The following is an 18,626-nucleotide window of genomic DNA, read 5'->3' on the forward strand; positions in this document are numbered from 1 at the left end:
GGGGCCGCGACGGACGAGCCGGCGCACGCGGCGGTGCCACACCGCGGGCAGCGCCCCGCGCCCCGCCGGTCCACTGTCAGCCGCCGCCCGGGCCCGGCGTCACCCGGGCAGCAGGGTGAGCCCGAACGTGGCGAGGACCGGTGCCAGCGGCTGGTAGAAGCTGGTGCCGCCGGTCGGGCAGTTTCCGCTGCCGCCGAGCAGGAAGCCGACGGCCTGGCTGCCGACGAGGGCCGGAGCCCCCATGTCGATGGGGTGCGCGCACGTCGTGGCGCGGATCAGTCCGGTGATCACGCCGCCGGGGAAGACGACCGTCTGGTTGAGCCCGGTCACGGTTCCGCAGGTGAGTCCGCTGACCACGCTGGTGTGGCAGATGCTCTGCCCCAGGACGGGTGTCCGCATCCCTGTGAGGCCGATGATCCGTGTGCCCTGGCGGACGGCGGGCCGGGCGTCGACGCCGTCGCCGTACGAGATCACCGCGTAGACCCTCGACGTGTGGCTGGTGGCGCCCACGGGGGTGGTCAGCGCGGAGTCGCGGTACCACTGGGTGCCGACGGGGCCGCAGTCGGCCGGGATGATCCCGTGCTGCGCCCGCCCCCGGTAGGCGTTGAAGGAGAGCAGGCACCGGCCGGAGCGGCTGTACAGCATGTCACCGCCGTAGAGGGGCAGCGGTGCCGCGGCCCGTTCCGCGCCCGCGCCGGACGTGCCCGCGGCGGCGGGCGGCGCCGACACGGCCAGCAGGAGGGCCAGCGCTCCGGCCACCGCCGCCAGCAGCCCCCGCACCGGGCGCCACCACCGGGCGGGACGTAAGGGGAGCAGGGGCAGAGCTGATCGCGTGGGTCTCATCACGCCTCCGGGAAAGGGGAACGTCAGCCGGGGACCGCCCGGCCGGACTCTCCTCACCCATTGTGGAGACACCCGGCCCGGGGCAGAAGACCGGGCGGAGGACCAAATGCGGCGCGGTTGCGGCCCGTCCGCGAGCGGGACGCTTCCGCGCGGTACACGTTTCCATGAATCCAGGAAGTCGTGTACTTTCTCGGCATGCTGACTGTCGCTTCCGACATCGAGGTGCTGGCCCGCTTCGGCCGGGCGCTCGCCGACCCGGTCCGCTGCCGCCTCCTGCTCGCGCTGCGCGAGGCCCCGGCCTACCCGTCCGACCTCGCCGACGCCCTGGGCGTCTCCCGTACCCGGCTGTCCAACCACCTGACGTGCCTGCGGGACTGCGGCCTGGTCGTCGCCGCCCCCGAGGGCCGCCGCGTCCGCTACGAACTCGCCGACGAGCGCCTCGGCCACGCGCTCGACGATCTGCGCACCGCCGTCGTCGCGGTCGAGACCGACCGCGCCTGCCCGGACGCGCGGACGAAGGACTGCTGCTGAGATGACCGCTGTCTTTCTGGGCCCGTCCCCGGCCCGCCGTGACGCACTGGCCAGGCGCATACGGCTGCTGGTCGCGGCGACGATCGTCTACAACGTGTCCGAGGCGGTCGCCGCCATCACCGCGGGGACCCTGGCCTCCTCCACCGCGCTGATCGGCTTCGGCCTCGACTCGGTGATCGAGGTCTCATCGGCGGCCGCCGTCGCCTGGCAGTTCTCCGCCGCCGACCAGGCCGTCCGCGACACCCGCGAGGCGACCGCGCTGCGGATCATCGCCGTCTCCTTCTTCGCGCTGGCCGCCTACGTCACCCTCGACGCCGTCCGCGCCCTGTCCGGTGCCGCAGAGGCGGAGCACTCCACCGCGGGCATCGTGATCGCCGCCCTCTCCCTGCTGGTCATGCCGTTCCTGTCCGCCGCCCAGCGCAGGGCGGGCCGCGAACTCGGCTCGGCGAGCGCGGTGGCGGACTCCCAGCAGACCCTGCTGTGCACCTACCTGTCCGCCGTCCTCCTGGTGGGCCTCCTCGCCAACAGTCTCCTCGGCTGGGCCTGGGCCGATCCGGTCGCCGCCCTCGTCATCGCGGCCATCGCCGTCAGGGAGGGCCGCAACGCCTGGCAGGGCCGGGGCTGCTGCGCCGTGCCCGCCGCGGTGCCGGCGCCCCCCGCCGGAACCGGCGCGTGCGGCTGCCGCCCCGGTCGCACCTGCTGCTGACGCCCGCCCGGCCCCGCCGCCTGACGGGAGCCACCTGCTGGGCGGGGCGGTGCTCAGGCCGGGCGCGACGCACGGTCGGTGTCGCCGTAGCGGGTCCGCCACGTCACCGCTCCGGTTCCGCTGCGGCGCCCCATCCGACCGGGTTAACCGTGTGGCTAAACACATGGCTAAGGTCAGCCCTGCTACGGTCCGGCTGGAGGTGAAAGGCATGGCTTCCGAGGAAGAGCTGTTCGCGTCCGTGGACGCGCTGCTGGAGGAGGAGCCGCTGCCGCCCCCGGCGGAACGGGCCCGGCTGCGCGAGGCCGCGGGCATCACCCAGGCCCGCCTGGCGCAGGCCCTGAGGTCCACCACCCAGACGGTGAAGAACTGGGAGAACGGGCGTTCCGAGCCCAAGCCGCCGCGCCTGGAGGCGTACCAGCGGCTGCTGAGGGGCTGGGCGGCCAAGCATCCGCCGCGCGGTACCACCCCTGCGGCGGTCCCCGCCCCGCAGCCGGTTCCGGAAGCGGCCGGCCCGGGCGCGGCCGGCCCGAAGGCGGCCCCGAACGCGGCCTCCGACGCGGCCCCGGCGGCGGCGCCCGGCGGTCCGGCCGCGCCGCGGCCCCGGCGGGAGCGCCCGCCCGCCCGCCCGGCGCCGGCGCGCCGCCCAGCGGGAGAACGGGACGCGCAGCCCGCCGCCGATCCGCGGTTCCCGCACGGCCCGCTCGCCGTGCTGGACGGCGACGGACAGGCGTACGGCACGGGCGGCCTCGTACTGGACTGCCCGGCGACCACCGTCCCGGAGCTGGTGGCGTGGACGCTCGCCGAGTCCGGCCTCGGTGCCGCGCGGCTGCACCGCAACGGCCGCGACGCCGATCCGCTGATCGTGCTGACCGCGGCCGCGGCCGTGCGGCTCGGGCTGCCGGAGCGACTGGAGGGCCACGAGGAGCGCCGCTCGCTGCGCCTGCCGGACGACCACCCGGTGGTCCGGCAGATCACCGGGGCGGGGTGGAGGCTCACCCAGCGCGGCTTCGGCCCCTGGGCGCGCGTCTACCGCCCCGCCACGGCGGGACAGCGGCAGTGCGTGCAGTTCGCCGTCCTTGCCTGGGACGCCCTCGACGCCCGTTCCTGGCCGGGCGTCGCCGGGATGGAACCGGCCGACATCGCCCGGGTCCTCGGCGTCTACGCCCGGCGGGTCATCACCCCCCGCGGCTCCACGGCCGTCTCCGGGCTGGAGCTGATGACGAGTCTGCGCCCGCCGACGAGGGCCGTGCAGGACCGGGCGGCCGGGAACTGGGTGTCCGGCCACAATCCCGGCAGCCTCGGGACGGAACCGGTCGATCCCGCGCCGCCGGAGGCCACGCCCGAGCACCCTGTGGTCGTGGGCGGTGGCTGGACGGGCGGCTTCCTGGACGAGGAGGCGTACCAGTGGATGCGCGAGGTCGATCTGCTCTCCGACGAGGAGATGCTGCGGATGCCCTTCGCCGTGGGCCTGGACCTGAACACCGCGTTCCTCGCCGCCGCCGCCCGTCTGGTCGTCGGCCTGTCCGGACCGGAACACGTGCGGCGCCCGGTGTTCGACAAGAAGATTCCCGGCAGCTGGTACGTGGACCTCTCGCACGTCGAGCTGGACCCCCGGCTGCCCAGCCCGTTCACCCCATCGGGGAAGCGCCCGCAGGGCCCGGCCTGGTACCAGACGCACACCGTCGCCTACGCCCAGGAACTGGGCTACAACGTCGCCCCCGTCGAGGCGTTCCTGCGCCGGGAGACCGGGGCGTACCTGGACCCGTGGCACGACCGCCTCAAGGCGGCCTACCTCGACACCCTCGCCGACCTCGGCGTCACCAGGGACCTCGACGACCGCGCGTTCCTCGCGGCGATGGAGCGGCACCAGCAGGCCGATCCGGGCCTGGCCGCCGTCCTGTCCGCCATCAAGGCCACCGTCAAGGGCGGCGTGGGCAAGCTGCGCGAACGCCCCCAGGGACGTCACTACCGGGACGGCGAGCGGTGGCCGGCCCTGGAACGCCCGACCTGGCGCCCCGACATCCGGGCCGCCGTCATCTCCAAAGCGCGGGTCAACATGCACCGCAAGCTGCTCAACATGGCCAAGATGACCGGCCTGTACCCGCTGGCCGTGCTGTCCGACTGCGTCGTCTACCCCTCGCCGGGCCGCTCACCGCTGGACTTCCTGCCCTACAGCGCCTCCGGCAAGCCGCAGCCCGGCTCCTTCCGCCTCGGCCCCAGCCCGGGGCTGGCGAAGCTCGAAGGCGTCCAGGACATGCCCTGGGCGGTCGACCTGATGGAGCAGGGCTACAACCCCGCCCGGCACATCAAGGGCGGCGACGCCGTCCTCGAGGAGGGCGAGTAGCCGGTGGCAGCCGGCAACGGACACGACGTTCCGGCCCCATGACCGGGCCCCGACCCCGCAAGGGAGCTGAACCGCACGGTGGGAGAGATCGACGACGCGCTGGAGCGCGCCGACCGGGAGGCGTTCACCCGTCAGCCGCCCAAGACCCTCAAGGGCCAGATCGGGTTCCTGCTCAGGCAGATGAAGACCGCCAAGGCCGTCGCCGCGGAGATCGGGGTCACCGCCGACTCCGTCAACCGCTACCGGCGCGGCGCCCGCAAGCACCCGCCCGAGGACATCGCCGCCAGGATCGACGCCGCCGTACGTGCCCGCTGGCAGCCCCAGGTCCGCAAGCGCCGCCGGAAGCGCGCCGCCGCCACGACCGGCATCACCGTGGAGACGCGCGCCCGGTTCGGCTACACCGCACCGGTCGGCACGACCGACGACGGCCGCTTCCGCCGCCTGACCGTCCACCTCCCTCCCGCGTACGCGCGGCGCCTGTTCGACGCGCGTGAGCAGGGTGCCGGCGACCAGCAGCTGCGCGGCATCGTCGCCGAGGGCTTCAAGGAGGTGTACTTCCAGGACGGCGGAAGCCGTGCCATGGGCATCTCGGACGTGGCCATCAACGACATCGACTACCTGGACCTGGACTTCTGAGGACACGGGTCCGGACCCGACACACGCCAGAGCGCGGTGGCCGGCGCGCTGGCCTCACGGACCGGCGGCCCCGTCCCACAGTCCGGTGCTGTGGGCGCTGACGAGCGCGCTGATGCGGTCCAGGACCGCACCGGCCGGCTGCGGGGTGAGCCGTCGCCCGTCCCGCAGCCGGAGCGCCACGAGGCCGTCGGCGGTTTCCCTGGCGCCGATGACGGCCTGGTAGGGGACCCGGCGGGCCTCGCGGACGCGGGCGCCCGGGGTGCCGCGCTCCGGTCCGGTGACCGAGGCGCGCAGGCCGAGGCCGGAACACCGCTCCGCGGGGGCGGCGGCGTGCGGCAGTCCGGCGCCGGTGACCGGGAGGACCGCCAGCTGGGTGGGGGCCGGCCAGGCGGGGAAGGCGCCGCCGTGCTGTTCGACGAGATGGGCGACGGCCCGCTCCACACTGCCGATGACGCTGCGGTGGATCATGACCGGACGGTGCCTGGCACCGTCCGCGCCGGTGTACTGCAGGTTGAACCGCTCCGGCTGGTGGAAATCGACCTGGACGGTGGAGAGGGTGGATTCCCGGCCTGCCGCGTCGGTGACCTGGACGTCGATCTTGGGGCCGTAGGACGCGGCCTCCCCCTCGGCCGCTTCGTAGGGCGGGCCGCAGTGGTCGAGGACGTCGGCCAGCAGGGTGGTGGACCGCTGCCACATCTTTGGAGCATCCACGTACTTCCCGCCGGGGCCGGGGAGGGACAGCCGGTAGGGGGTCCGGCTGAGACCGAGCGCCTCGTGGGCCCGGCGACGTAACTTTCCAGGGCGTGCCGCACGGCCGCGCCGTCGGGCAGCCAGTACGGCAGTCCGGCGCCCATCAGCGGGTCGGTGTCGAACAGGTGCAGCTCACGGCCGAGCCTGCGGTGGTCGTGCACGGTGGTCATCGCGGTCTCATCGCTGGTGACGGAGCAAGTGACCGGGCCCATGACGAAGCCCCGGGGCACTTGCCCGGGGCTTCGGACGGTTCGTCAGCGCGCCGGGACTCCCTCCGGCGTCGTCGTCACAGCGGCGCGCATCAGCTTCATGCCGGTCACCGTAGCAAGGGCCCCGCGTCTCCTCCCTCCACCCGTTTTCCCCGAGGCGCGGATGCCCGCGGCTGCGACCACGTCGCAGCGGCTGTCGGGTCACTGGCACGTCGGCACTCGCCCCTGGTGCGGGGCACGCTGCCCCCCGTTGGAGGCTGCGGCAAGGCGCCGGTCAGGGCCCCGGCGGTCAGGTCGCAGGGCCACCGGGCTGCACGGACGGCGCGGAGTGCGCGGTCACGGCGAGTACGGCGAGGTCGTCCCGCAGCCGTTCGCCCCACCAGTCGCGGGCGTCGTCCAGCAGCGCGGTGACGAGGCTCTCCGCGGGGCGCGCCGGGTCGGCCGGGGGGAAGGAGGCGACGAGGGCGGCCAGGTCCTCCGGCTCCCGCTGGTCCCGGGCGCCGGCCCCTTCGGTGAAGCCGTCGGTGTAGAGCACCAGGGTGTCGCCGGGCCGCAGGTCCAGCTCGGTCACCGGATGGCGCGGCGCGTCCACCACGCCCAGCAACTGGCCGTGGACCTCCAGCGGCACGGCGCTGCCGTCCGCGCGGCGCAGCAGGGGCGCGGGGTGGCCGGCGCAGGCGATCCGCAGCCGGGCGGGGGCCGGGGAGGGGTCGAGCACGACGTAGATGAGGGTGCAGAAGGGGGCGCCCTCGCGGCACAGCGCGCTGTTGACCAGGCGCAGGACGTGTTCGGGGTCGCTGGCGTGCTGGGCGGCGGTCCACAGGGTGTGGCGGACGAGGCCGGTGATGGCCGCCGCGGCGGGTCCCTTGCCGCAGACGTCGCCCATGACCAGGACGTGGCGGCCGTCGGGGGCGGTGAAGGCGTCGTAGAAGTCCCCGCCGATGTGCAGGCCCTCACCGTAGGGGGCGTAACGGGCGGCGAGACCGAAACCGGGCAGGTCCGGCAGGCGGGGCGGGAGGAGGGGCCGCTCAAGGGCGCGGGTGGTCTCCTTCAGCCGGTCCAGGAGGCGGTGCTGCCGGGTGCCGACGGCTATCTGGTCGGCGAGGTTCTCCAGGGTGACCAGGGTGGACCCGGGCAGGGCCAGCCGGGTGGTGAGCGTCAGCGCGCCGATCAGTTCCTCGCCGGAGATGAGGGGGTAGCCGACGAACGAGCCGTGCCCGCGGCCCTCGCCGGGGAGGGCCGCGACGTCCAGGTGCGGGCGGCGTGCGGTGATGACCTGCTCGACGAGGTGACGCTGACCGCTCAGGCAGGGGGAGTCCCCGGCGGGTGCGTCGTCGCCGTCGGCGCAGACCGTGTGCGCGAGTTCGCCCTGGGCGTCCAGGGTCCAGATGCAGACGCGGTCGGCGCCCAGCCGCTCGGTGGCGGCGCGCACGCACCGGTGCAGGCGTTCGTTCAGTGCTCCGGAGGCCGTCATGGCGGCGGCGATCTCGGCGGTGAGCTGGGCGTGGCTGGTGCGTTCGGCGAGTTTGCGCTGGGCGTGCAGGCGGTCGGTGACGTCCTCGGCGAGCACGAGGGTGCGGCTGCGCCCTTCGGTGTCGGTGACCTGCTGGGCCGCTATCCGCAGGGCTTGGCTGGTGCCGTCGGGCCGCACGCGTTCGAAGACGGCGTCGGGCTCGGCGGCCCGGCCGGGTCCGTGGGCCGTCAGGTGCTGACGCAGCGCGGTCCGCTCGGCGGCGGGGAACAGGTCGGTCAGCGGCCGGTGCAGCGCTTCCGGCTCGGTCAGCTCCAGGGTGTCGGCGGCGCGCCGGTTCCAGGCGATCACCGCGTCCCCGTCCAGCATGAGCGTGCCGATCGGAGCCTGGTCCAGGAACTGCCCGAGCAGCCGTTCGCCCAGCTGACGGTCGATCGCGGCGCCCGTGGACAGTTGCCGCTGGGCCGCGGCCTGTGCCACGGCGTGGCTGCGGCGGTCCAGGAGCCGTCGCAGCAGGTCGCTCACCACCGCGGGCAGGTACGCCGCGCGTTCTTCCAGGACACGGCGCACGATGTCCGCGGGGAACAGGATCGGGAGCGTGGCGAGTTTCACCGAGGTGGCGGGCGTGACGGTCACGACGACGGCGAGGTCGGTGGAGTGGGGGCGCAGGGAGTGCACCAGGCCGACCGCCTCGGTGACCCGCCCCCCCAGCACCACCACCGTGGGCCGGCGCCCACCGGGTGTCCCCGCGGTGTACGCGAGGACGTCAGCGGCCGAGATCTCGACGGTCTCGGCGGGCCCGGCGGTTCCGGCCGTGGCGGCCAGCTCGTCCGCGACGGCCCGTGCCGCCGGGCCGGGCACGTCCACCAGCAGGATCAGGGGCGCGGCGGGGTTCATCCCTCGGCCCTCCGGCTCCGGTGACGCGCGTACCGCGGGACGGACGTGTGCTCCGGCGGGCAGCAAAGCGCCTGGTTCACCGCTCAGCCCTCCAGCAGGGGCTCGTCCAGCAGGGCCTTGCCGGTCCAGACGCGCAGGAGGTCGGTGGTCGGGGACATCACGTGCGCGGCGCGGGCGTCGCGCAGCATGCGGTGCAGGGCCGATTCCTGCCCGTAGCCGATGCCGCCGACCAGCGTCAGGGCGTCGTTGACGGTGGCCTCGGCGGCGTCGGCGACCTCGGCCTTGGCCGAGGCCAGGCCCGGCAGCGCTTCCGGCCCGCCGGTGTCCGCCTCGATGGCGGCGTGGTGGATCAGCCGCCGGGTGCGCTCCACCCGGGCCCACATGGTGCCCAGGCGGTGCTGGACGACCGGCTGGTGGGACGGCGGCCGTCCCGCGCGCGTCTCCCTGCGCCGCAGCAGGTACGCGCGGGCCTCCTCCAGGGCGGCGGCGGCCACCCCGAGGTAGGTACCGGCCATGGCCATCAGGAAGTAGGGGGCGACCACGTGGAAGACGTACCAGATCTCGTCGCCCTCCTCGCCCAGCAGGCACCAGTCGGCGATCTCCACCCCGGGCAGTTCCAGCCCGCGCGAGGCGTTGCCGCGCATGCCGAACCCCCGCCAGGGGTCGCCCCACCGCAGCCCCGGGGCACCGGCGTCGACCACCGCGCAGGAGAACTGGCCCGGCGGCGCTCCGGGCCCCGTCTCGACGGCGGAGAGTACGTAGGAGTCGGCGTGTCCGGCGTTGGTGACGAAGCTCTTGGCGCCGGTCAGGCGCAGCCGCCCGGGGCCGGGGCGTTCCATCCGGGTCTGGGGGAGCCAGAACTCGCCCCCGGTCATCGGCTCGGACAGCGCCAGCGTCGTCAGGTGCTCCCCGGCGGCGATGGGCTCAAGGTAGTGCGCGTGCTGCCGTCGGCTCGCCTTCGCGGCGATCACCGCCGAGCCCACGAGGTGCATGCCGAAGCAGATCGACGTCGACGCGCACGCCCGGCCCGTCGCCTCACCGACCTGCGCGACGGCCAGCAGCCCGTGCCCGGACCCGCCGGCCTCCCGCGGGACCACGAGCCCGCCCAGCCGGGACTGCAGAGCCTTCATGCCCGTGTCGGGCCACTTGTGCTCCTGGTCCACCGCTGCCGCCTCCGGGGCGAGGACCTCCTCGGCGATCTCCCGCGCCACGGACACCGCGGTTCCCAGTTCCATCCCCGTCACCGCTGCACTCCGCTCCATCGCATGACCCCGGTCTCGACGGGGACCGTTCCGTGCCAACCGTTTCCGGACGACAACGGCTCAGCCTAGCGGTACCGGCCGGGCGGCTTCGCGGGGAGCGTGCGCACCGCGCCGCGCGCACCGGAGGGCCGGGGGCGCGCGGTGCACGTGCGCCCCCGGCCGTCCCGGCGCGGGAGGCGCGGGGCGGAGCCGGCGGGGACGGGCAGGGGTCAGGGTTCGACCGTGCGCGGGATGCCCAGCGGGTTGGCGTCCCGCAGCTCGGGCGGCAGCAGCGCGTCGGGCCAGTCCTGGTAGGCGGTCGGCACCAGCCAGCGGTTGATCGCCGTCGCCCCGACGGAGGTGTGGGCGGACGCCGTGGTGGCGGGCCAGGGGCCGCCGTGGTGCATGGCCCAGCAGACGGCCACCCCGGTGGGCCAGCCGTTGTGGATCAGGCGGCCGACCCGCGGGCGCAGGAGGGCACCGATGCGCCCGGCCGCCTCCTGCTCGTCCCCGGCGGCGTGGACGGTGCCCGTGAGGCTGCCCGGCAGCCGGGTGAGGGCTGCCGCGAGCTCGTCCTCGGACGCGTAGGTGACCACGAGGCCCGCCGGTCCGAAGACCTCCTCCGTCAGTTCCCCGGGAGAGGCCGCCAGTTCGGCGGCGGTGCACCGCCACACCGTCGGCGGAACCGACCATGCGGTGTCGTCCGCCGATCCGGTGGCCAGCGGCGCGGCTTCGGGCGGCGGGGCCTGGGTGCGGGCCCGGTAGGCGTCCCGGATGCGGCCGGACAGCAGGGGGCCGCCGGTGGACCGTGTTACCTGCGTCCCGATCTCCTCCAGCAGGGGAGCCGCCTCCTGGGGCACGAACAGCAGCCCGGGGTTGGTGCAGAACTGGCCGGAGCCGAGGGTGAGCGACGCGGCGTAGCCCTGCGCCAGCTCTCCGGGCCGCCGGGCCGCCACGCCCGGCAGGACGACGACGGGGTTGACGCTGCCGAGTTCCCCGTAGAAGGGAACCGGCTCGGGCCGCCCCTGCGCCAGGTCGAACAGGGCCCGCCCGCCGCCGGGTGAGCCGGTGAACCCCACGGCCCGGACGGCGGGGTGCTGGACGAGCGCGGTTCCCGCGTCCCTGCCGTGGACGAGCCCGAGCAGCCCGTCGGGGGCGCCCGCCGCGCGCAGCGCGGTCCGCACGGTCGTGGCCACGGCCTGCGAGGTGCCCGGCTGGGCCTCGTGCGCCTTGACGACCACCGGGCAGCCCGCCGCCAGGGCGGAGGCGGTGTCACCGCCGACGACGGAGAAGGCGAAGGGGAAGTTGCTGGCGGAGAAGACGGCCACCGGGCCGACGGGGTAGAGCATCCGCCGTACGTCGGGGCGGTTGCGCGCCCGGTCGGCGGGGGAGAGGACGGCGCCGAGGTAGCGGCCGTCGCGCAGGACCCCGGCGAAGGCGCGCAGCTGGCCGCTGGTGCGGGCGACCTCGCCGGTCAGACGGGCCTCGCCCAGCGCGGTCTCCGCTTCGGCGACGGCCACCAGTTCGGCGGTGCGGGCGTCCAGCGCGTCCGCGACGGCGTCGAGCACCTCCGCGCGCCGTGTGCCCGGCTGCCCCGCCCAGGCGGCCGACGCCTCGCGGGCGGCGTCGACCGCCTGCCCGACGTCCCCGGCGTCACTGACCGGGACCGGGTCGCCGGTGGGCCGTCCGGTCCTCGGGTCGTAACCCTGGAGGTGGGTGCCTGCGGTCATGGGAAAGCTCCTGTCTTCGGTGGGTGCGGAACGCCGGCCGGCGGGGGCGGCGGCCCGCCGCGCACCGGCCGGGCGGTGGCGCGGGCCGCCGCGGGGGCGGCCCGGCGTCAGGCCAGCCGGATGACGTTCCACGAGAGCGGTTCGAGGGTGGTGCGCAGGGTGCCGTCCGCCACCGCCGTGCCGGTGGCGGCGTGCGGGGTGACGCGTCCGGGTTCGTCCAGGGTGTTGCGGGCCTCGGGATCGGCGTCGGCGAGGACGCTGTGTTCCACCAGGCGGGTGACGCCGGTGGCGCCCAGGGCCACGGTCAGCGGCAGCGCGCGGTCCTGGCTGCGGTTGACCGCGAAGACGGTCACCGCGCCGCTGGTGTCGTCCACCGTCGCGGTGGCGTGCAGCAGCGGCACCTCGCCGTAGCGGGCGGTCTCGTGGGCGGGGCCGTCCACGTGCACCTGGAGCACCCGGCCCCGTCCGTGCCGGGACGCCTGGGCGAAGGGGAAGAAGGTGCTCTGCCGCCAGGACGGCCCGCCGGGCTCGGTCATGATCGGCGCGATGACGTTGACCAGCTGGGCGAGGCAGGCGACGGTCACGCGGTCGGCGTGCCGCAGCAGCGCGATCAGCAGTGAGCCGAAGACGACGGCGTCGGTGACGGAGTAGTTGTCCTCCAGCAGCCGCGGTGCCTCCTCCCACTGCCCCGGCGCGGCGTCGTGGAAGCGCTTCTGGTACCACACGTTCCACTCGTCGAACGACAGGTTGATGCGCTTGTCGGACTTCAGCCGTGCGCCGACGTGGTCACAGGTGGCGACGACGTCCTCGATGAAGGTCTCCATGTCCACGGCCGAGGCGAGGAAGGAGTCGCGGTCGCCGTCGCTCTCCTCGTAGTACGCGTGCAGGGAGATGTAGTCCACGTGCTCGTAGGCGTGTTCGAGGACGGTGGCCTCCCACGCCGCGAAGGTGGGCATGGCGCGGTTGGAGCTGCCGCAGGCGACGAGTTCGAGGTCCGGGTCCATCTGCCGCATGGCCCTGGCCGTCTCGGTGGCGAGCCGGCCGTACTCGGCCGCCGTCTTGTGGCCCGTCTGCCAGGGGCCGTCCATCTCGTTGCCCAGGCACCACAGCCGGATGCCGTAGGGCTGCTCGTCGCCGTGGTCGATGCGCCGCTGGGACAGCTCGGTGCCGCCGGGGTGGTTGGCGTACTCCTGGAGTTCCAGAGCCTCGGCCACCCCCCTGGTGCCCAGGTTGACGGCCATCATCGGTTCCCCGTCCACCTTGCGGACGAAGTCGGCGAACTCCCGCAGGCCGAAGCGGTTGCTCTCGGTGGACCGCCAGGCGAGGTCGAGCCGGCGCGGACGTTCGGCCACCGGGCCGACGCTGTCCTCCCAGCGGAAGCCCGAGACGAAGTTCCCGCCCGGGTAGCGGATCGCGGTGACGCCCAGCTCGCGGATGAGGTCCAGGACGTCGGTGCGCAGTCCCGCGGCGTCGGCAGCGGGGTGGTCCGGTTCGTAGATGCCGGTGTAGACGCAGCGGCCCAGGTGCTCCACGAACGAGCCGAACAGCCGGGGGCTGACGGGGCCGACGGCGAAGGCCGGGTCCAGGGTGACGTGCGCGGGGGACAGGGGGTCGGGGGTCATGCTGACCTTTCGGTTGTCGGCGTGCGGTGGGTCAGGGACGCTGGGGCGGGGCTGCCTACTGCCCGGCGAGCCCCGTGTGGGCCACGCCGCGGACGATCTGGCGCTGGAAGAGGGCGAAGACGACGAGCAGCGGGAGCCCGGCGATCACCACGGAGGCCATGACCTGGGCGTAGCGGACGCCGTAGGTGGACTGGACGTTGACGAGCCCGACGGGCAGCGTCATCCCGGCCGGGTCGGTGGTGACGAGGAAGGGCCACAGGAAGTTGTTCCAGGTGCTGATGAAGGTGAAGATCGCCACCGCGGCGAGCACGGGCCGGGACAGCGGGAGCACGATCTGCCAGAACACCCGCCAGCGGCCCGCGCCGTCGACGAAGGCGGCCTCCTCCAGTTCGCGGGGTACGCCGTCGAAGAACTTGACCAGGATGAAGACCATGGCGGGCACGGCGACCTGCGGCAGGATCACGCCCCAGTAGGTGTCCACCAGGTTCAGCGCGACCATCTCGGCGAACAGCGGGGCGATGAGCACCTGCGGCGGGACCATGATCCCGGCCAGCACCAGGCCGTAGAGCGTCTTGCGGCCGCGGAAGTCGGTGCGGGAGAAGCCGTAGGCGGCCATCGCGCACAGGGTCACGGTCAGCAGCGTGGTCATGACGGAGGTGAAGGCGGAGTTGAACATCCACTGCCCCAGGTCGCCCGAGGCCCACACCTCCCCGTACGCGTCGAAGGTGACGGTGGAGCCGATCCACTCCAGGGGCGTCCGCGTGGTCTCGGCCGCCGGCTTCAGGGAGGTGGCCACGGCCCAGGCCAGCGGCAGCACCCAGGCGGTGGCCAGGACGAGGGCGACGGCCAGCAGGGTGAGGCGTCCGGGCGTCCAGCGGAGCCTGCGTCCGGCCTCGGTGGCGCGCGCCGCCCCGGCTGCCCGGCGGGGGCGGTGACGGGAGGCTGTGGTGGCCGTAGGGGTGTGGTCGGCGGCGGTCACCTGGCGTTCTCCTCTCTCCTGCGCCGGGTCAGCCGGAGCTGGACCAGGGAGACGATGACGATGAGGGCGAAGAAGACGTAGGAGACGGCGGAGGCGTAGCCGATGCGGTAGCCCGTGAAGCCGACGTCGTAGACGTACTGGAGGATCGGGCGGGTGGAGTCGTCGGGGCCGCCGCCGGTCATGATGTAGACCTGGTCGAAGATCTTCAGCGAGGCGAGCACCTGGAGCACCAGGACGACGCCGGTGGTGCGCCGCAGCATGGGCAGGGTGATGTGCCACAGCCGGTGCCACGGGCCCGCCCCGTCGATCTCGGCGGCCTCGTAGAGGTGCTGCGGGATGGCCTGGAGCGCGGCGAGGTAGAGCAGGAAGTTGAAGCCGACCGTCCACCACACGGTGGTGATGACGATGGAGAGCATCGCGTACCGCGGGTCGGTGAGCCAGCCGATCTCGGGGGTCAGCCCGAAGGAGGCCAGGAGCTGGTCGGCGAACCCGAAGTCCGAGGGGTAGATCACCCACAGCCACAGGAGTCCGACGACGCCGGAGGGCAGGAGGAAGGGGGCGAACCAGGAGAGCCGCCACAGCCACTGCACCACGCGGAGCTGGTGGGCGAGCAGCGCGAGGACGAGGCCGACGAGGACGAGCGGCACGGTGGACAGGACGGTGAACCAGACGGTGTTCCCCAGGGCGGACCACATGTCCGGGTCGCTCAGCGCCTCCGCGTAGTTGGCGAACCCGACGAGCTGCGCCCGGGTGCCGGCCACGTTGTCGTTGCCGAAGCTCATCCTCAGCCCGAGCAGGAGCGGCCAGACGAGGAACAGGCCGTACATCAGGAGGAAGGGCGCGGTGAACACCAGGCCGTGCTCGGTCCAGCGGCGGCGCACGGTGACGGGGCCGGTGGGCGGTGCGGCCTTCGTGACGGGGACGGGCGGGGCGGTGACGGTGGTGGTCATGCCGCTTCTCCGAAGGGGTTGGGCGTCTCCATCAGGTCGCGCAGCCGGCTCCTGGCCTCGGCCAGCGCTCCCTTGGGGGTGCGGGAACCGGTGAGGACGCCGGAGAAGACGCTGCCCAGTTCCAGCCAGAGCGGGGACGCGGACCCGGCGAACCAGACCGGCGGGTCGAGGACGACGTCGTCCACGACGCCCCGGTAGCGGGACTGCGGCGTCAGCTCCAGGTACGCGGGCTCGTCGAGGGTGGGCAGGTAGGCCGGGACGTGGCCGCCCCTGGCCCACTCGACGGTGTTCTTGAGCATCCACGCGACGAACTGGTGGGCGGCGCGGTGGGACTCACCACCGCGGTCGTCCTGGTGGGGGAGGACGAAGGAGTGGCAGTCCGCCTGCGCGGCGGCGGAGCCGAACAGGGCGGGGACGCGGGTCATGGAGAACGGCAGGCCGGAGGTGAGGAAGGTGGTGACCTCCCACTCGCCGTTGAGGTAGAACGCCGTCTCGCCGGCGTTGAAGACGCCGACGGCGCCGGGGTAGTCCACCCGCCTGACGGCGAGCCCTTCCCCGGTGAGCATCTGGAGGTACTCCAGGACGCGCAGGGCCTTGGTGTCGTCGAGGGTGATGCGGGTGCCGTCGTCGCTGACCAGCGTCCCGCCGGTCTGCGCGTAGAAGGTGGAGAAGAGCCGCCAGGGCCCGACCGTCCCGCCGCCCAGGGTCTCGAAGACGAGACCGGGCTGACCGGTGACCCTCGTGGCCGCGCGCAGGGCCGCCGTGAACGCTCCCGGGCCGTCGAGCGGTCGCAGCCCGCCCCGGCGGTCCGTCAGCCCGGCCTTCGCGCAGATGCCGGTGTTGTAGAACAGGGTCATCGGGTGGGTGTCCAGGGGGACGGCGTACTGCTCGCCGCCGACGCTGCCGCGGTTCCAGATGGCTTCGGGGAAGTCCTCCGGGTGGACGCCGTACTCGGCGAGCAGGGACGTGTCGAAGGGGTCCAGCAGGCGCCCGGGGGCGAAGCCGGGCAGCCGGGCCAGGTGCAGGACGGCGACCTCGGGGGCCCGGCCGCCCGCCCCGGCCATGCCGAGCTTGGTGTAGTACGGCGCGCCCCACTGGAGGGTGGAGGCTTCCAGGCCGACGCCGGGGTGGGCGGCACGATAGGCGTCCAGCATCGTCTGCATGTTGACGCCGTCACCGCCGCCGAAGAGGTGCCAGTAGCGGAGCCGGGTCTTTCCCGCGGCGAGCGTGGCGGACGCGGAGCAGCCCGCCGCCCCGTGGCCCGCCGCGCCCGTTGCGGCCAGCGCCCCCAGGGCGGCCAGCACCCGGCGGCGGCTCGGTGAGGAGTTCTGCATGGCGGTTCGCACCTCCTTCCAGAGTGATGTCCGAGATTACGAACAAGTGACGTAACTTCGAACGTGAACCTAGAACGGGGTCCGGGCGGCGTCAACGCCCCGGGCGGAATTCGTCGCACCGCTCCGCCCATTGACAGGCGCGGGCGGGCTGATTACGTTCTGCTCAAGATTTCGAACGTCTGACGATATATCGAACACGAAGGGAGCGGGCCGTGCGCATCACCGGGATCAGCACGCACGTCGTCGGTACACCCTGGCGCAACCTCACCTACGTACAGGTGCACACCGACGAGGGGCTCACCGGCGTCGGCGAGACGCGGATGCTCGGGCACACCGACGCGCTGACCGGCTACCTGCGGGAAGCCGAGGCCAACCACATCGCTGGTTCGGACCCCTTCGCGGTGGAGGACCTGGTCCGGCGCATGAAGTACGGGGACTACGGCCGGGCCGGGGAGATCGTCATGTCCGGCATCGCCTGCGTGGAGATGGCCTGCCTCGACATCAAGGGCAAGGCCCTCGGCGTCCCGGTCTGGCAGCTGCTCGGCGGCCGGGTCACCGACCGCGTCAAGGCGTACGCCAACGGCTGGTACACCGTCGAACGCACCCCCGAGGCGTTCCACCAGGCGGCCCGTACCGTCGTCGAGCGCGGCTACCGGGCCCTGAAACTGGACCCGTTCGGCACCGGCCACTACGAGCTGGACCGCGCCGCCACCGTGCACTCCCTCTCCCTGGTGGAGGCCGTCAGGGACGCCATCGGCCCGGACACCGAGCTGCTGCTGGAGATGCACGGCAGGTTCAGCCCGGCCACCGCGATCCGGCTCGCCGGGGAGCTGGAGCGCTACCAGCCGAGCTGGCTGGAGGAGCCGGTCCCGCCGGAGAACCTGAAGGCGCTCGCCAAGGTCGCCGAACGCGTGACGCTGCCCATCGCCACCGGCGAACGCATCCACGACCGCATCGAGTTCCGGGAGCTGTTCGAGTCGCAGGCCGCCGACATCCTGCAACCCGACGTCGGCCACCTCGGCGGCATCGGTGAGACCCGCAAACTCGCGGCGACCGCCGAGACGCACTACATGCTCATCGCGCCGCACAACGTCGGCGGCTCCGTGCTGACGGCGGCCTCGCTCCAGGTGGCGGGCTGCACCCCCAACTTCAAGATCCTGGAGCACTTCAACGACTTCGCCGACGCGGAGATCAAGAAGGTGGTGCGCGGCGCCCCGCAGGTCGTGGACGGGTACTTCACCCTGCCCGAGGGGCCGGGACTCGGAGTGGAGCTGGACACCGACGCGGCGGCGGAGTTCCCGCAGCAGCAGGCCCGCTTCGACCTGTGGGCTGAGGGCTGGGAGAAGCGGGCGCCGAAGAGCGGCAGCCGCTGATGGGACGACGGGTCGTACTGGACGCCCCGGGCCGGCACCGCGTCGAGACGCTGCCGGGGCCGGGCGCACCCGGCCCCGGCGAGGTACGCGTCAGCGTCGCCGCGGCCGGCGTCTGCGGCAGCGACCGCGAGCTGTACGACGGCACCCGCCCCGCGGGGTACGCCCGCTACCCGCTCACTCCCGGCCACGAGTGGTCCGGCACCGTGGCCGCCGTCGGCGCGGGCGTCGACCCGGCGCTGGTCGGGCGGAAGACCGTCGGCGAGGGCTTCCGCACCTGCCAGCTGTGCGAGCGCTGCCGCGGCGGCCAGACGTCCCTGTGCTCGGCCGGCTACGACGAGACGGGCTTCACCCAGCCGGGTGCCTTCGCCGACCACCTCGTGCTCCCGGCGCGGCTGCTGCACCTCCTCCCGGACGCCGCCGACCTGCGCGCCGCCGCCCTGCTGGAACCCGCAGCCGTGGTGGCGGCCGCCGCGCTCGCCGCCCGGGCCAGGCCAGGGGAGAGCGTGGCGGTTCTCGGCTGCGGCACGCTGGGGCTGCTCGCCGTCCAGCTCCTCGCCGCGTCCTCCCCGGCGGAACTGACCGCCGTCGACCCGCGGCCTGAGGCGCTGGCGCGGGCCGCCGCCTTCGGCGCCACGGCCACCGCGGCTCCGGACGACGGCCCCGGCGGCCGCTGCGACCTGGTCGTGGAGACCGCGGGCGCGCCCCGTTCCGCCGCGGACGCCGTACGGTACGCCCGGCGCGGTGGCCGGATCGTGCTGACGGGCATCCCCGGGCCCGGCGCCCAGGGCCTGGACCCGGCCGGCCTCGTCGTGCGGGCCCTCACCACGCACACCGTGTTCGGCGCCTCCCCGGCCGCCTGGGCCTACGCCGTCCGGGCGTTCACCAGCGGGCTGCTCAACCCGGAGCCGCTGATCACCCATGACCTCCCGCTGGAGCGGTACGCCGACGCGGTCGCTCTCGTCGGCGGCGCAGACCCGAGGGCCGGCAAGGTCCTGCTGCACCCCTGACCC

General features: G+C 74.1%; 14 protein-coding genes and 1 pseudogene. 6 read left to right on the forward strand and 9 right to left on the reverse strand.

Translation table 11 applies throughout. From position 1 onward, the window contains the following. Positions 1-99 precede the first annotated feature (99 nt). Positions 100-843: a S1 family peptidase gene (locus V1J52_RS21710; protein ID WP_330141627.1), complete on the reverse strand. Its 744-nt coding sequence runs from the start codon at positions 841-843 to the stop codon at positions 100-102. Between the two features lie 195 nt (positions 844-1,038). Between V1J52_RS21710 and V1J52_RS21715 the strand changes: the two genes are divergently transcribed. The 4 genes from V1J52_RS21715 to tpg all read left to right on the forward strand — a co-directional run bounded on the left by V1J52_RS21715 (position 1,039) and on the right by tpg (position 5,060). Continuing rightward, positions 1,039-1,374, forward strand: a complete 336-nt coding sequence (locus V1J52_RS21715) for an ArsR/SmtB family transcription factor (RefSeq protein WP_330141628.1) — start codon at positions 1,039-1,041, stop codon at positions 1,372-1,374. 1 nt (position 1,375) lies between these two features. Continuing rightward, a complete protein-coding gene (locus V1J52_RS21720; RefSeq protein WP_330141629.1) occupies positions 1,376-2,080 on the forward strand; it encodes a cation efflux transmembrane domain-containing protein in 705 nt (234 codons plus the stop codon). 208 nt (positions 2,081-2,288) lie between these two features. Beyond that, the gene (tap, locus tag V1J52_RS21725; protein WP_330141630.1) at positions 2,289-4,424 is read left to right on the forward strand and encodes a telomere-associated protein Tap; all 2,136 of its coding nucleotides are present in this window, start codon (positions 2,289-2,291) and stop codon (positions 4,422-4,424) included. A gap of 78 nt (positions 4,425-4,502) precedes the next feature. After that, positions 4,503-5,060: a telomere-protecting terminal protein Tpg gene (gene tpg / locus V1J52_RS21730; RefSeq protein WP_330141631.1), complete on the forward strand. Its 558-nt coding sequence runs from the start codon at positions 4,503-4,505 to the stop codon at positions 5,058-5,060. A 54-nt stretch (positions 5,061-5,114) separates the two neighbouring features. Here tpg and V1J52_RS21735 read toward each other — a convergent pair. The 8 genes and pseudogenes from V1J52_RS21735 to V1J52_RS21770 all read right to left on the reverse strand — a co-directional run. Next, positions 5,115-5,846, reverse strand: a pseudogene (locus V1J52_RS21735) (aminoacyl--tRNA ligase-related protein); the annotation flags it as partial. A 462-nt stretch (positions 5,847-6,308) separates the two neighbouring features. Continuing rightward, positions 6,309-8,387 carry a SpoIIE family protein phosphatase gene (locus V1J52_RS21740; protein WP_330141632.1) on the reverse strand — a complete coding sequence of 693 codons (2,079 nt, stop codon included), beginning with the start codon at positions 8,385-8,387 and terminating at the stop codon, positions 6,309-6,311. A gap of 83 nt (positions 8,388-8,470) precedes the next feature. Then, complete coding sequence (locus tag V1J52_RS21745) at positions 8,471-9,622, reverse strand: acyl-CoA dehydrogenase family protein (RefSeq protein ID WP_330141633.1); 1,152 nt, start codon at positions 9,620-9,622, stop codon at positions 8,471-8,473. A 236-nt stretch (positions 9,623-9,858) separates the two neighbouring features. Next, on the reverse strand, positions 9,859-11,358 hold the full coding sequence (locus V1J52_RS21750) for an aldehyde dehydrogenase (NADP(+)) (RefSeq protein WP_330141634.1): 1,500 nt from the start codon (positions 11,356-11,358) through the stop codon (positions 9,859-9,861). A 107-nt stretch (positions 11,359-11,465) separates the two neighbouring features. After that, positions 11,466-12,980 (reverse strand): arabinosylfuranosidase ArfA, encoded by a 1,515-nt coding sequence (gene arfA / locus V1J52_RS21755; protein ID WP_330141635.1) that lies wholly within the window; start codon positions 12,978-12,980, stop codon positions 11,466-11,468. A 55-nt stretch (positions 12,981-13,035) separates the two neighbouring features. Further along, on the reverse strand, positions 13,036-13,959 hold the full coding sequence (locus V1J52_RS21760; protein WP_443075895.1) for a carbohydrate ABC transporter permease: 924 nt from the start codon (positions 13,957-13,959) through the stop codon (positions 13,036-13,038). After that, on the reverse strand, positions 13,956-14,909 hold the full coding sequence (locus V1J52_RS21765; RefSeq protein ID WP_330141636.1) for a carbohydrate ABC transporter permease: 954 nt from the start codon (positions 14,907-14,909) through the stop codon (positions 13,956-13,958). Before V1J52_RS21765 ends, V1J52_RS21760 begins: the two co-directional genes overlap by 4 nt. Continuing rightward, positions 14,906-16,243, reverse strand: a complete 1,338-nt coding sequence (locus V1J52_RS21770) for an extracellular solute-binding protein (protein ID WP_330141637.1) — start codon at positions 16,241-16,243, stop codon at positions 14,906-14,908. The genes V1J52_RS21765 and V1J52_RS21770 overlap by 4 nt, the downstream gene beginning before the upstream one ends. A 212-nt stretch (positions 16,244-16,455) precedes the next feature. On the opposite strand from V1J52_RS21770, the gene V1J52_RS21775 reads away from it, so the two are divergent. Together V1J52_RS21775 and V1J52_RS21780 are read left to right on the forward strand one after the other, a co-directional pair. Next, entirely contained in the window at positions 16,456-17,616 is a 1,161-nt protein-coding gene (locus tag V1J52_RS21775) for a mandelate racemase/muconate lactonizing enzyme family protein (protein ID WP_330141638.1), read from the forward strand. After that, on the forward strand, positions 17,616-18,623 hold the full coding sequence (locus V1J52_RS21780) for a zinc-dependent alcohol dehydrogenase (RefSeq protein ID WP_330141639.1): 1,008 nt from the start codon (positions 17,616-17,618) through the stop codon (positions 18,621-18,623). Before V1J52_RS21775 ends, V1J52_RS21780 begins: the two co-directional genes overlap by 1 nt. Positions 18,624-18,626: the final 3 nt, after the last annotated feature.

The sequence above is a fragment of the Streptomyces solitudinis genome, assembly GCF_036323765.1.
In the GTDB taxonomy this organism is placed as follows: Bacteria; Actinomycetota; Actinomycetes; order Streptomycetales; family Streptomycetaceae; genus Streptomyces.

What these genes read in the sequence shown, in the direction of transcription:
- V1J52_RS21740 (WP_330141632.1), bottom strand. Translation starts at nt 8,387, where the DNA reads ATGAACCCCGCCGCGCCCCTGATCCTGCTGGTGGACGTGCCCGGCCCG.
- V1J52_RS21770 (WP_330141637.1), bottom strand. Translation starts at nt 16,243, where the DNA reads ATGCAGAACTCCTCACCGAGCCGCCGCCGGGTGCTGGCCGCCCTGGGG.
- arfA (WP_330141635.1), bottom strand. Translation starts at nt 12,980, where the DNA reads ATGACCCCCGACCCCCTGTCCCCCGCGCACGTCACCCTGGACCCGGCC.
- V1J52_RS21750 (WP_330141634.1), bottom strand. Translation starts at nt 11,358, where the DNA reads ATGACCGCAGGCACCCACCTCCAGGGTTACGACCCGAGGACCGGACGG.
- tap (WP_330141630.1), top strand. Translation starts at nt 2,289, where the DNA reads ATGGCTTCCGAGGAAGAGCTGTTCGCGTCCGTGGACGCGCTGCTGGAG.
- V1J52_RS21765 (WP_330141636.1), bottom strand. Translation starts at nt 14,909, where the DNA reads ATGACCACCACCGTCACCGCCCCGCCCGTCCCCGTCACGAAGGCCGCA.
- V1J52_RS21715 (WP_330141628.1), top strand. Translation starts at nt 1,039, where the DNA reads ATGCTGACTGTCGCTTCCGACATCGAGGTGCTGGCCCGCTTCGGCCGG.
- V1J52_RS21720 (WP_330141629.1), top strand. Translation starts at nt 1,376, where the DNA reads ATGACCGCTGTCTTTCTGGGCCCGTCCCCGGCCCGCCGTGACGCACTG.
- V1J52_RS21745 (WP_330141633.1), bottom strand. Translation starts at nt 9,622, where the DNA reads ATGGAACTGGGAACCGCGGTGTCCGTGGCGCGGGAGATCGCCGAGGAG.
- V1J52_RS21710 (WP_330141627.1), bottom strand. Translation starts at nt 843, where the DNA reads ATGAGACCCACGCGATCAGCTCTGCCCCTGCTCCCCTTACGTCCCGCC.
- V1J52_RS21780 (WP_330141639.1), top strand. Translation starts at nt 17,616, where the DNA reads ATGGGACGACGGGTCGTACTGGACGCCCCGGGCCGGCACCGCGTCGAG.